This window comes from Pseudoalteromonas sp. McH1-42, assembly GCF_022347845.1.
GTDB lineage: Bacteria > Pseudomonadota > Gammaproteobacteria > Enterobacterales > Alteromonadaceae > Pseudoalteromonas > Pseudoalteromonas rubra_D.
On the sequence record NZ_JAKRFU010000002.1, the window covers coordinates 298427 to 311487 of the forward strand.

General features: G+C 47.3%; 15 protein-coding genes. 7 read left to right on the plus strand and 8 right to left on the minus strand.

What is annotated here, in order from left to right:
• The first annotated feature begins 378 nt into the window (after positions 1–378).
• Complete coding sequence (locus MHN31_RS03300; protein WP_125559832.1) at positions 379–1518, plus strand: S8 family serine peptidase; 1140 nt, start codon at positions 379–381, stop codon at positions 1516–1518.
• A gap of 89 nt (positions 1519–1607) precedes the next feature.
• On the opposite strand, the gene MHN31_RS03305 is transcribed toward MHN31_RS03300, so the two are convergent.
• Positions 1608–1958, minus strand: coding sequence for a helix-turn-helix transcriptional regulator (locus MHN31_RS03305; protein ID WP_228553133.1), 351 nt, complete (start codon positions 1956–1958; stop codon positions 1608–1610).
• A gap of 277 nt (positions 1959–2235) precedes the next feature.
• Between MHN31_RS03305 and MHN31_RS03310 the strand changes: the two genes are divergently transcribed.
• Positions 2236–2940: a S24 family peptidase gene (locus MHN31_RS03310; protein WP_125559830.1), complete on the plus strand. Its 705-nt coding sequence runs from the start codon at positions 2236–2238 to the stop codon at positions 2938–2940.
• 65 nt (positions 2941–3005) lie between these two features.
• Here the strand turns inward: MHN31_RS03310 and MHN31_RS03315 are convergent, their stop codons facing one another.
• The 3 genes from MHN31_RS03315 to MHN31_RS03325 form a co-directional block, all read right to left on the minus strand.
• Positions 3006–3665 (minus strand): calcium-binding protein, encoded by a 660-nt coding sequence (locus MHN31_RS03315; RefSeq protein WP_164517519.1) that lies wholly within the window; start codon positions 3663–3665, stop codon positions 3006–3008.
• A gap of 683 nt (positions 3666–4348) precedes the next feature.
• Complete coding sequence (locus MHN31_RS03320) at positions 4349–4510, minus strand: hypothetical protein (RefSeq protein WP_164487840.1); 162 nt, start codon at positions 4508–4510, stop codon at positions 4349–4351.
• Positions 4511–4608: 98 nt separating this feature from the next.
• Positions 4609–5076, minus strand: a complete 468-nt coding sequence (locus tag MHN31_RS03325) for a VOC family protein (RefSeq protein ID WP_125559826.1) — start codon at positions 5074–5076, stop codon at positions 4609–4611.
• Between the two features lie 236 nt (positions 5077–5312).
• On the opposite strand from MHN31_RS03325, the gene MHN31_RS03330 reads away from it, so the two are divergent.
• Together MHN31_RS03330 and MHN31_RS03335 are read left to right on the plus strand one after the other, a co-directional pair.
• Positions 5313–6068: a Nif3-like dinuclear metal center hexameric protein gene (locus MHN31_RS03330; RefSeq protein ID WP_125560227.1), complete on the plus strand. Its 756-nt coding sequence runs from the start codon at positions 5313–5315 to the stop codon at positions 6066–6068.
• Between the two features lie 3 nt (positions 6069–6071).
• Positions 6072–6893: a methyltransferase domain-containing protein gene (locus MHN31_RS03335; RefSeq protein WP_239443442.1), complete on the plus strand. Its 822-nt coding sequence runs from the start codon at positions 6072–6074 to the stop codon at positions 6891–6893.
• A 212-nt stretch (positions 6894–7105) separates the two neighbouring features.
• Here MHN31_RS03335 and MHN31_RS03340 read toward each other — a convergent pair whose 3' ends face one another.
• The 3 genes from MHN31_RS03340 to MHN31_RS03350 all read right to left on the minus strand — a co-directional run bounded on the left by MHN31_RS03340 (position 7106) and on the right by MHN31_RS03350 (position 9556).
• The gene (locus MHN31_RS03340) at positions 7106–7984 is read right to left on the minus strand and encodes a winged helix-turn-helix domain-containing protein (RefSeq protein ID WP_125559822.1); all 879 of its coding nucleotides are present in this window, start codon (positions 7982–7984) and stop codon (positions 7106–7108) included.
• A gap of 162 nt (positions 7985–8146) precedes the next feature.
• Entirely contained in the window at positions 8147–8833 is a 687-nt protein-coding gene (locus tag MHN31_RS03345; protein ID WP_239443443.1) for a DUF4336 domain-containing protein, read from the minus strand.
• Between the two features lie 141 nt (positions 8834–8974).
• Positions 8975–9556, minus strand: coding sequence for a TetR/AcrR family transcriptional regulator (locus MHN31_RS03350; protein WP_239443444.1), 582 nt, complete (start codon positions 9554–9556; stop codon positions 8975–8977).
• A gap of 126 nt (positions 9557–9682) precedes the next feature.
• Here MHN31_RS03350 and MHN31_RS03355 point away from each other — a divergent pair, with 126 nt between their 5' ends.
• Entirely contained in the window at positions 9683–10726 is a 1044-nt protein-coding gene (locus MHN31_RS03355; protein ID WP_239443445.1) for an alkene reductase, read from the plus strand.
• Positions 10727–10791: 65 nt separating this feature from the next.
• Here the strand turns inward: MHN31_RS03355 and MHN31_RS03360 are convergent, their stop codons facing one another.
• Positions 10792–11181, minus strand: a complete 390-nt coding sequence (locus MHN31_RS03360) for a rhodanese-like domain-containing protein (protein ID WP_239443446.1) — start codon at positions 11179–11181, stop codon at positions 10792–10794.
• Between the two features lie 608 nt (positions 11182–11789).
• On the opposite strand from MHN31_RS03360, the gene MHN31_RS03365 reads away from it, so the two are divergent.
• Both MHN31_RS03365 and MHN31_RS03370 read left to right on the plus strand, forming a co-directional pair.
• Positions 11790–12539, plus strand: a complete 750-nt coding sequence (locus MHN31_RS03365; protein WP_125559813.1) for an SDR family oxidoreductase — start codon at positions 11790–11792, stop codon at positions 12537–12539.
• A gap of 90 nt (positions 12540–12629) precedes the next feature.
• Positions 12630–12977: a phasin family protein gene (locus MHN31_RS03370; protein ID WP_010382711.1), complete on the plus strand. Its 348-nt coding sequence runs from the start codon at positions 12630–12632 to the stop codon at positions 12975–12977.
• Positions 12978–13061 lie beyond the last annotated feature (84 nt).

Genomic DNA, 13061 nt, shown 5'->3' on the forward strand with positions numbered 1-13061 from the left:
TTTTCTCGCCTCAAAATAGACCACTTAATTAAGCAAATTAGTATTAATTTACGCACACACAGCTGCTGCGCAATCAAAACCGTGTTTTATCGGGAGAGTGGGCTGGGCATTTCAGGCGAGTGCAATAATTTACGCAACTGTATTTCATAAAAAGTAGCGTAACATAGGTACATGTACCTTAATTTCACACCGAAAAAGAAAGAATAATCACTTCCATAAACACTAACACCAAGCATTATATAGACCACATATCAGACCAGATAAGTTTTTTTATCTAAACTGTTTGACTTTTGTTCATTTAAATCTAACTTTTGAAACAACTCGACACACCGAGTTAACCAAAAAAAACAATTACCTTTATGACAACAGGAAAAACGAATGAAACATTCTTTAATTTGCTTATCGATTGTAAGTGCTCTATCCAGCGCCGCTGCGGCGGCGTCAGAACCCGACTACCAGGGTGCAGCCGCTGAGCTGACGATTAACAATACCTGTATCGTCAGATTCGACGACAAGACGGAAAAACTGGATGTTGAGGGCAAGGCCAGAGGGTTGCTGGCACGTGCAAACGCACAAGCAAAACACATCTATAAGCATGCAATGAAAGGCATGGCAGTTAATATGAGCTGCGATCAGGCACGTACCATGTTTGCCGCAGAATCGGCCATAATGCGCTTTACGCCAGACGGTGCTGTCTATGCCAGCCCGGCAAAAAAACTTGGTAAACCCGGTGGCGGCACGCAAAACCAAACCATTCCATGGAGTGTCAGCCGCGTAGGTGGCCCGGTGGATGGCAACGGCTATACAGCCTGGGTTATAGATACCGGTATCGATGTTGATCATGCGGACCTGAATGTTGACAGCAGCCGGGGTTTCAGCGCATTTAGTAAAGGCAAGAATGCCGGCGTTGATGATGCCAATGGTCATGGCACCCATGTTGCCGGCACCATTGCCGCGCTGGATAATAGCCAGGATGTGGTTGGTGTCGCGGCCGGGGCCACTGTTATTCCGGTGAAAGTACTCGATTCACGCGGCTCTGGCAGCTGGTCTGGCGTATTGGCTGGTATTGACCATGTCGCAGCCAATGCATCACCGGGAGATTGTGTCAATATGAGCCTCGGTGGTGGCTTTAACCAGGAGCTGAATGATGCCGTTGAAAGTGCAGCGCAGCAGTCTGGTGCTTTCTTTGTGATTGCAGCAGGTAATGAAAGCCAGCATGCCAGCAACGTCTCACCTGCCAGCGCTTCGCATCCGCGCGTATATACCATCTCAGCGACGGATGCCAATGACCGCTTCGCCAGCTTCTCGAATTATGGTAACCCACCTGTTGACTACGCGGCTCCGGGTGTCAGTATTTTGTCAACACGCAGCGGCGGTGGCACGACAACCATGTCGGGCACATCCATGGCATCACCTGCGGCCTGTGCCGTGATAATGATGAACAATGGTAACCCCAGAACTGATGGACGTGCATCCGGTGATCCAGATGGAAATGCCGACAGCATTATTCATTTATAAGTGACTATCAGCAGTTCAGCCTTCGCGCTGAACTGCTGCCAAGTCAGACATGTTTAATTAACAAAACAGTCCTGACTGGCCTCACAGGTTCAGACCGATATCCCCTGCGCTTGCATCGACCTGACACCAGCAATCGCCTGCATAATATCCATAAAATACACATCCTCAAGCAGGGAAATCACATCATTCCATCGGGGGTTAAATTCGTTATTTTCCCAGCGTCTCAGGGTACGCTCCTCAATACCATAACTCGCGGCAGATTCGGCCTGAGTAAATCCTCTTAATTTACGCGCATACTTTAATAACTGTGCCCCCCGGGGAGCACGCAACAAATCAAATGCCTTTGCATTGTCTTGCTGCAATGATGGCACACCTCCTCCCAGAGCGAACGGGTTAATCATAGTGTCTGTTGGGATCTTGCAGTTTGCTGTGCTGGTCATATCCACTTCCTTACTTTTTTACGCAACCTTGTCTTGTTACCCATACATATTGGTGTAATTGGGTCATTATCTACTATCAGCAATGGCTGTTAACGCGGACTGAATCCTTAAAATACCGCCAATGCGTAATTTATGAAAGATGATAATTTAGTTTTTTACGCAGATCAATGCGTAAATTTCAAATTTTTGCGTAAAAATTTGAATTGCGTTTTCCCGGTTAAGTTCCTATAATGCCTTACTGCTTAAAAATGGGACACCAGAGGCGTGGTATCAAACAATGGAAAAACAACAAAATACGGAAGCTGACAGCTCGGCATTCGCTGAACGCGTTGAATATGCAATAAAACCGCATAGCATTCGTGCCTTTGCGTCAAAAATTGATATTTCTGAAGGCACCTTAAGACGCATACTCAAAGGTGAAGATCCGAAACTGAGTATTGTTGAGCGCATTGCTCAGGTCGCCAATGTTGACCTGATGTGGCTGATCCAGGGGGAAACCGCAGCAGATTGCCCCCAATCCCCCATCATCACCCAACCTCTGGTCAAGCTCGATGAATTTAACGAAGCCTTTGTCTTAGTGCCTGGATATCATGTTTCGGTCAGTACCGGGTATGGTGCCTTTAATGATAATGCCCAGGTTGCGCGCCATCTGGCATTTAGAAAAAAGTGGATTGAGTATAAAAACCTCGATAAAAGCGAACTGGCTGTTGTGTTTGCCAAAGGTGACTCAATGGAACCGACCATCCACAACAACAACACCATTTTGGTCGATCTGAGCGATAAAAAGCTCAGCGAAGGCCTGATCTATGTGGTCCGGCTGGGCGAAGAGTTATATGCCAAACGATTACAACAATATCTGGATGGCTCTGTCAGATTGATCAGTGATAATAAAGAGTATGTCGAACAGGTGGTGCGTGCAGACGAACTTGAGCAACTGGAAATCATCGGTAAAGTGGTGTGGATTGGTAAAGATTTGGCATAACGAAGCTACCAAAGGTCACTAACGCACCGAATTTCCTTACCTCAAAAAAATACTGAAATATCAGGTCAGTACCAACGGCCCCGTTCTTTTTCGCTTGTGACTATGTCACCCTGATACAGTTGATTGCGCCCTGCGCCTCCGTTCAGGGTGTCGTAACCCGCACCACCGGCCAGGATATCATTGCCCTCTTTGCCTTCCAGTACATCTTTGTCACCGCCGCCGTTGAGGGTATCATCGCCAGGCCCACCCACCAGCTTATCACGCCCGGCAAAGCCACTTAATTCATCATTGCCAGCACCACCAAATAGCCTATCTCCGCTGCGGCCTCCCATGACCTCATCATCACCGTTACCTGCCCAGATATGCTGCGCTATCGTAATAGTACGACCATCGTAATTGTCATCACCGTCGCCCAGATAAACCTGAACTTGCTCAACCTGGCTGGCATAAATAAACACACAACTGGCACTGTCTGACGTCGCCCGCATCACTTTAATACGCCGACCGTCTCGTGTCAGGCGGTATGTTTCGGCCTCAGCAGTGCCAACAATATTCAGTACAACCAGGTATTTTGCTGATTTCGCCGTTCTCAAAGCCATACGTTTGACCTCAACAACAGCGCCCCCACTGAGGCCGGTACACACACCATCTGATGCAATAGCAATGCGCGTATCAGCAAAACTCAACGCGCTCAGTAACAGTGCAAACAAACCATACTTATTCATATCCCTATCCCTCTCATAGTCCCACTCACTCGGGCTGGTTGACAGCGCAGCAGCGACATCAGCCAAAACTGCTGTTATTTTAACCATAGAGTGTGGACACAATGTGCAGATATCACACAGGGTTCAGGTTGTAGACCCGCTGTAAGTCATAGCTATACGATTAATACTTCCAGCCTCAGCAATGGCACCATACTGATAAGTAAACACTTCTAGCATAGCATCTAGTGGATGAGATGCTGTTCACACAAAGTGCCCAGATACTTGTGGCTATGACAGCGCCCTGAGAAGCGTTAACTGCGCCTTTCCTCATCACAAAATATTTTAATGCACAACCTTACGATTACAGATGCATGACGGTACAGCGGAGCTTATAAAATCAATAACACGAGAAAAATTTATGGACTTATTTCTAAGGTAAAAATCAAAATGAGGGACTTTGATTCGCAATCTGGCAAACTGGCAAACTGGCCCCACTGAATAAACAGGGTTTTCATTTGCTGCAATGGGAAGAACCTCTGCGCATAACCATTCGCAGAAACTTAACCTATAACCATCAACAATGAGTTCAAAGCGTTATCAGAACGCCATCCACATGATTCATATCCTTGTATGTGAGTACGGCTAACAGCAAAAATGAGCCCTGATTTCAAGGGCTCAGGTGACATTACACAATGCAGCGTGTATTAACACATACACTGCCAGAATTGATTGCCCGTTTCAGACTCAGCCGGGCGACAACGGTAAGTATATGGAGCACCACCCGCGATGTTTGGCGTTTGTTGCTGTGCAAGCTGTTGTGTTTCTGTCAGACGTTTCAATGCAGACTTCTTAATTTGTAGTTTCATATTCATTTCCTTGAGTTGAATTTTTTATGATCATTAATGCGATGATCAAAAATAAACTGACACTCATCGGACAAAGAATCAACAACTTTATTACTTTTTCATGAATCATCCGTCATCCACTCAGCCATTCTGGCGATAACCTCCTCTTCACTCAAATCTTCCTGATGCGTCCCTATGGTCCAAACGTGGCCGAATGGGTCCTGTAATGTACCCGCTCGGTCACCATAAAACTGATCGACCACAGGGCGAAGCTCTGTGGCACCAGCGGCAATCGCCTGGGCAAAGGTACTGTCAACGTCAGGCACATAAAACATCAAGCTCACGGGCGTACCACCGAGCTGCTTCGGGCTCTTGAAATGGGCATCCGGGCACATATCAGACAGCATCAGATGGGAGTCACCGATTTTAAGCTCAGCATGCGCCACACCACCGCCCGGCATAGGCAATTGCATTATCAGCTCAGCGGCGAAGGCTTTACGGTAAAAGTCTATCGCCTGAGCCGCATTCTCGGTTATCAAATAGGGCGTCAGGGCATGGTAACCATCCGGTATCGCTGAAACTGTCATGGTGATTTCCTCACAGGTTACGGGCAGTATCACACTTTGTCTGTTTGTCGTTACCTATCGCCGGTAATCGCGATGCTGCTCGTCAGGCAAACGGTACATTTAAAGCTAGCCTAGTTCAGTGAAATGTCGAATTGTGACAGCGCTGAGAGAATTCGCTTTACAGTGGGTTCAGCGCTTTTTCAGCACGATAAAAAGCGCTAAACTAAGCGCTTTTGACGCCTTACAGTGAGAGCATGATGCAACGTAAAAAGCTGGTAAACCACCTCAATGAATATCTTAAGCCGTTCCAGATCAAAGACTACTGCCCGAATGGCTTGCAGGTCGAAGGCAAGCCTGAGATCCGAAAGGTCATCACCGGCGTTACAGCCAGCCAGGCCCTCATCGATGCAGCCATTGAAAAACAAGCAGATGCCATACTGGTTCATCACGGCTACTTCTGGAAAGGCGAAGACCAAACCGTAACTGGTATGAAAAAACGCCGACTCCAGGCCCTGCTCGCACATGATATTAACCTGCTGGCCTATCATCTGCCGCTGGATGTGCACCCAGAAGTGGGCAATAACGCGCAGCTGGGTAAGTTGCTTGAGCTGACATTAGAACGTCCACTGGAGCCCTGGAACAGCAACAGTGTTGCGGTAAAAGGCAAACTCAGTGAACCCATGTCTGCAACCGACTTTGCTGCTTTAATTGAGCAAAAACTGGGACGCAAGCCGCTTGTAAATCAGGCAGGCGATCACCTGATAAAAACCATTGCCTGGTGCACAGGTGGTGGACAGAGCTTTATCGACCTGGCTGCCAGTCAGGGGGTCGATGCCTACCTGACCGGCGAGGCGTCAGAACAAACCATTCACTCATCCAATGAGCAGCAGATCCACTTCTTCGCAGCCGGACACCATGCAACGGAGCGTTACGGTGCCAAAGCACTGGGCGAGTATCTGGCCGCCCAGTTTAACCTGGACGTTGAGTTTGTTGATATCGATAACCCAGTGTGATCTATGGCTAAGCACAAACAACGGACCCTCAACCGAAATGAGGACCGCAATTTCGGCGAGCTCACTGGCAAATTTAAAAACAACATTTACGGCACCACAAAGGGTAAGCTGAGAGAGGCTGTGTTGCAGCGCGATCTCACTCAGCACGTGCCCTGGCTCGGAGTTGACCTGGATAAAACTGTACTTGATGTAGGTGGTGGCCAAGGTCAGCTAGCACTGTATCTGGCCCAGCTCGGGCACGCTGTAACACTCGTCGATATCTCTGAAGAGATGCTGGCACAGGCACAACGTCAGGCCGACGCAGCGGGCGTGAGCGAGCGGATAACCCTGATCCATGCTCCGCTTCAGGCACTCCCGGATCTGGCACTCGGCCAGTTTGATCTCGTGATGTGTCATGCCGTGTTGGAGTGGTTGAGTGAGCAACAGCAAGCTTTATCACTGTTGACACAGCGACTGACGCCACGTGGGTTTTTATCACTGATGTACTACAATCGTGCCGCTCAGCGCATGGCCAATATGGTCTATGGTAATTTTGATTACGTGCGCAATGGCCTCAAGGTAAAGCAAAAGGTCGGATTGAGCCCGAATCGTCCACTTGAACCGTCTGACGTCGAGCATTGGCTGAGCCAGCTACCGCTGCAAAAACAAGTGCAATCAGGGGTACGGTGTTTTCATGATTACTTGCGCGATACAAGTAAAGCCAGTGATGAATTTGATGCATTACTGGAGTTGGAGCTGAAGTACAACCAGCAGGAGCCTTATGCCTCACTCGGTAGATATACGCACCTGGTGCTAAAGCACCTCAGCACCCCCTCAGATGCATAAAAAAGACCCTGGCACCGATTACAAGTGCCAGGGCCGAGACATGTGTCCAGGTCTTTAATCCTGTCGTCATACACTCACATTGCTCAGCAAGTGCATGTCAATGCCAAAGGTCGGGAGAGCAACAATTTAACCGTGGCACAGCACTGTAAAAAAGTCATCAATTATCCTTTGAATCATTTGGAAAAGCATTATTTTCATACACTTACAATGATTTATTTCTTTGCAAAGTGCGATAATATCTGGCCATACAACTGGGGCCGTTCAGTGGCAACCCCCTGCCCACCACTGGTTTTAATCACTTCAAGCATCTCCTGATTGTCAATCAGGGTATAAAAATAATAAGGCGTATGATCGCCCTCAGATCTAAGGTGTTGCAACAACTTCAATCCCGCCAGAGGCTCCTGTGCCCGACCCATATCTGAAATAATTAAATTGTATTCGTACATCTGCAATAGCAATAATGCTTCTTCACTGGATTTCACGGTATACACACCAATATGGTGGCGCTCAAAGTAGCGTTTTTCCTGCAGGTTATTCGTCGGATTGTCATCCACCCACAGTATTCGCCCAATCGCATCACTCGGCTCGCCGTAATGTAATCTCGGCGTCTGTTCTGTGCTGTGTGTCATCAACCCAACAAAGCACAGACAGGCAATCACCAATACAGGTAACCAATATCGTGCTGGTAAAGTGTTATCGCTTTGGGGAGATACCACCTGCGTAGACTGCTCGTTCACCTGCGGCGTCTGTGCGCTCATTAAGGCGCTAGTTAACGGATGCTCACTGACCTCAATTGCGGGTGCAAACCGGTAACCCTGTCCACGCACGGTAACGATACAGTTTTGCTGTAAGCCTGCACGGTTTAACTGGCTGCGCAGATCGGAGACCAGCTTTGGTAGCGACCAGTCGGATACGACGGTATTTGGCCACAGCAATTTAACCAGATCGGCATGAGAACAAACCTGCGGCCGGCGCTGCAAAAGGCAGTGGAGAAGCATAAAGGCGCGGTCGTCTAATTGTGTCGACCGCTCATCGATAATGACGCACTGCGTCGCAATATTCAAACGCGCGTTGGCGAATTGAAATTCCATAACCCTGACAATATTCTTGTTATTATCGCACCAGCCTAGCGGATTTTTTATTCACATGCTAGTTACATGCACTTGAATAGTTATCAACTTTGGTCTTACTGGTACTGTGATTTATACTGAAAAAATCAATTTATAATTATTAAAATCAAACAACTAAGTATTTTATTCAAGCCACTCAAAAGCACGCTTTAAAAAGGCAACAGCGTCTTTTTCAACGATCAAACCATGCGCCATGATCAGGCGCTCGGGTGCCCAATCCAGGATGGTGTTCAGGTGCGTCCTTGCCGTGTCATGATGAAAGATAAAACTTAGTCGCCAGTCCAGTGGAGTCTGACCTTCGGGTGCCACTACGCCAGCGCCTTTCGCCACAAAACGCTGGAATGTATTCAGGCTGTTAGGATCAAAGTTCTCTATCAGGTCTGTGACCAGCAAAGTGCAACTTTGCGGGTGGAAAAACACCGCCTCTTCCATTGCTGGTGAGCCGGTAAAAAGCAGTGTTTTTAGGGTATTATCCCAGGGATAATGCTGTCCATTATCGAGGATCCCATCAAAGCTAAGTGTCTTGCACTTCTCTTTTACCTCTTGGGTGCCAAATGTTTGTGCTTCCGGGTAGGTCTCCTGCCAGGGCGACATGAACAAATGGTGCAGATGATTGGGTGCCAACAGGTAAAGTACAGGTCCAAGCGCATCCACTTGCGCTCGCAATTCAGGCGTCAGGCGGATTGGACTATGCACCCAAAGTCCACCGCATGGCAAACGTATTATGGTCATCCGGGTAGTGAAAGGCATGGTAAAAAACGACACGGCTTCACCGTCGAAGATCCAGATATTTTCGTCCAGCTGTCTCATATTAATCTCCCTGGGGACCTAATTTCCCCTTATCAAACTTATCTAATATAAGAAAAAGTAATGAGATTAGAGACTAACACACCTGATGATATTTTACCCAACACACTTCATAGCAAGGCCAAATAACCCGTACATTTAACTTTACTGACAGACGTCTTTGAGTATTTGTGCCCCCAGATCTCGCATGATCTGTGGCTCCGGGTGGGTATGCGCAAAAGTACGTAATCCATAAATACTGACAATGAGGCTACGCGCCCTATCCAAAGCACTGCGCTTGCCAGCCAGTTCTCCCTGCTCAGCAATACGCTCAAATACTGCGCAAAGAGCATTACGCCACATCGCACATTGCTCACTGAGGATAGCTTGTGCCTCTTCATCTTGCTCGGCCAATTCGTTTAGCGCTTTTTGTGTCAGGCATAATTTGTGTGGATCATAACTCACACATTCCTCCACAACATGCGTCAAATATGCTTCCAGCCCGGCACTGGCAGAGGGGTGTTGTGAAAACAGCGCCTGTAACTCATCGCTGCGATCTCGGTTATATTGCTCCAGTGCCGCCAGCAGCAGTCCTCGCTTGTTTTGAAACGCACAGTAAATGGAACCGGGGTGCAATCCAGTTGCTGCTTTGAGATCCTGCATACTGGTTTTTGCGTACCCCTTTTCCATAAAAGCCGTCATCGCGGCTCTGAGTACCTGCTCTTTATCAAATTCAGCACTGCGCATTCATTACTCTCCTCATCAAACGTACTGCATTTTACTCATTTTTGAACATTTGTTCAAAATATACTTGAACGATCATTCAAATGATCATATCTTGAATAAGCATTCAAAAACTAACTGGGTCCGACTATGACGAGCAAACTGTTTGAAACTTATGCATTAAATGATCAAATTTCACTTCAAAATCGTATTTTGATGGCGCCGCTTACCCGCTGTATGGCAGATGATAAATTGGTGCCAACTGATGCAATGGCCGACTATTATGCGCGCCGTGCCGATGCAGGCCTTATTATCTCCGAAGCCACCATCATTCGTCCAGACGCTCAGGGCTACCCGAACACACCAGGCCTGTTTACGAGCGAACAAATTGACGGATGGCGCAAAGTAACCGATGCAGTGCATGCTAAGGGGGGTAAGATTTTTGCCCAGCTATGGCATACCGGTCGGGTGGCTCACCCTCACTTTTTTGACGGTGATAAAGTACTGGCACCCAGTGCAGAGAAAGTGGAAGGTACAGTGCCCCGCATGCGGGATTTGAGCTACATCACACCAACTCCGGCGACACTTGATGACATCACTCAGCTGGTAGCAGATTATTCACAGGCCGCCAGTAATGCAATTGACGCGGGTTTTGATGGCATTGAAATTCATGCAGCCAACGGTTATCTGATTGACCAGTTTTTACATTATGAAAGTAATACACGCACCGATGAGTATGGTGAAACCCCTGAAAATATGAGTCGCTTTGCCCTGCAAGTTATCGACGCCATCACAGACCGTATTGGCGCAGAGCGCACAGCTGTGCGTCTGACGCCTGGCGCTTACTTCAATATGCAAGCTGATCCGCGTGATAAATCGGTCTTTGATTACCTGCTGGCACAACTGGAACAGCGTACACTGGCATTCGTGCACATAGGGATCTTTGATGATGCTATGGAATTTGACTTCCTGGGTGGGCGCGTTTCTGATTACGTCAGAGCAAACTACAGTAAAACGCTCGTCGGTGTGGGCGGCTTTACACCACAATCAGGTGAACAAGCGCTGCGTGACGAACGTTTTGACTTACTGGCTATAGGCAGGCCTTTTATTGCCAATCCGGATTATGTTGAAAAAGTCAGACAAGGCGAAACACTGACGCCCTATTCTGAAGAAATGTTGGCAACCTTAATATAACCAGCTGACAGAATATAAACAGGTGCGGATGATCATCTTCCGCACTGTTTCTCCGATTTCGGTGATTACTGCTCGGTCTTTGTGGTGCCGGACATAATCACGGGAAGCTCAGCAGCTTGCCAGTCACGAAAGTCACCACTGAGGTGCAACAGGCTAAAGCCCTGCTCAGCCAACGCTTGTTCAAAAATCGCTGCACGACGCCCGGAACGACAATAGACCACCAGCGTTTGAGGTTTTAGCGTATCCAGTAAAGATTGGTGTTGTGAGATCTGGTCAAACGGAATATTAATGGCTCCTTTGAGATGCCCAGCCTCGAACTCATTTGGGCTTCTGACATCTACTATGACATGCGCCCGGGCTGACATCTGATTACGCAGCAGTGCCTGCTGACTAATGATATCGGTTGCTGCTTGTGCAACGAAACAAAACACACTGAGCAACACAAAAATACTCATCCTTACCACATAACCCTCTCTACTTCTTAGACTTGTCAGTAATTGATAGCGTAGCAAAAAAGTCCGTTACCCACCTCAAGAATAATTTAATTGAAAAAGTAAAAAAACAGGAATAAAAACCTTTCTTAGTTTAGATTTACCCGCAACAGGCACATCGCGCAAGATGGGAATTTTTCATACGGAAGGCTTACCATTTATTTTACAATTACTTAGTTATTTGATCTGGCTCATTGGTAAGACAACTAAGGCTATAGTCTAATACTAAGCAGCTTGTTTTACTTCTATTACTAATACTTTAAAGATAGTGAGCACTTGGCAGATCAGTGAAAAAGAAACATCAGAGCAAAACTTGAGCTTTTACTCTATTTTGCTATATTTTTTATCAAACCTGAGATAGCTATACCTTACCCCTCAATAAGGGACAGAACAAAAATAACGAATAAACAGATGAAAATTTGTCTTGGGAATTAAATATATCGGTTATGAATTCGTCACAATGGCGAATGACAATAACATCAGTTCGTAAACCTTTTCGGTTGTATTAAACCCAACCGGAAACGTGGCTTAGAAGTGCGATAGTTGAGCCGCCTTAAGTTCGGAAGAGCAATATGGAAAGCAAAAAAATCGCAGTCGTCACTGGTGCACTGGGTGGCATCGGTTCAGCTATCGTTAAAGAGCTGGTAAATGCAAACTGTTTTGTTGTGGCTGTTGCCAGCCCGCGACGTACCTCAGCGGATATTGACGCCTGGCTCAATGAGCAGTCGATCAACCCAGCTGCGGTACATGGCATATTCCTGGATGTAACTGATCATCAGGCGTGCCAGGAACAGCTCGATGACGTCATTGACCAGTTTGGTCATATCGATATTCTGGTCAACAATGCAGGCATCACACGGGATACCTCATTTAAAAAGATGACCCTGACACAGTGGCAGGAAGTTATCGACACCAACTTTAACTCTATGTTCAACATGACTCACCCGGTCTTTGCACACATGTGTGCAAACAAATCAGGCCGCATCATCAATATTTCCAGCGTGAACGGCCAAAAAGGCCAGTTTGGCCAGGCTAACTATTCAGCAGCCAAAGCTGGAATGATCGGCTTCAGCAAAGCGCTGGCTTACGAAGGCGCCCGCGCAGGCGTAACCGTAAACGTGGTTGCCCCTGGCTATACGGCCACCCCTATGGTTGAAAAAATGCGTGAAGATGTGCTCGAAAGCATCAAGGCACAAGTGCCGATGCAGCGCTTAGCCACGCCACTCGAAGTGGCTCAGTCGGTCGCTTACCTGGCGTCTGATCAGGCTGGCTATATCACAGGTGAAACGCTGGCGATTAACGGCGGACTTTATATGAACTAAGCGGCGTATATCAGGATTGAGCCTACGCTCTGAAGTACCTGGGCAGTAACGCTACCTATACGGACTTTTTTGATAAACAGGAAGCACACCATGTACAACGATCTAATGAAAACTTTTACTGAGCAAAGCGAGCAGTTTTTCTCTCCGGCCATCAAGTTCAACCAACTGGTTGCTAAAAACATTGAGCAACTGGCTCAGATCCAGCTTGATGCAACAGAGAGCTTTACTAAAACTTCTGTTGAGCAGCTGAAAACAGCCGCTGAAGTAAAAGATGTTAAATCTTTCATCGACTTCAATGCAAGCCAGCTCACAGCAATGAACAAGCTGAGCCAGCAAATGATCGACGATGGTCAGAAGCTGACTCAACTTGGCAACGAGTTCAAAGAGCACCTTGACGCAATTTCTAAAGACAGTGTTAAAACCACTGCAAAAGCTTAATCGCTGTCGTCTGCCCCTGCCTATTGCAGGGGCATTTTTTTAGCCTGTTTTTTGTAGTGGCTGATCCGCTATACCAAACACGAC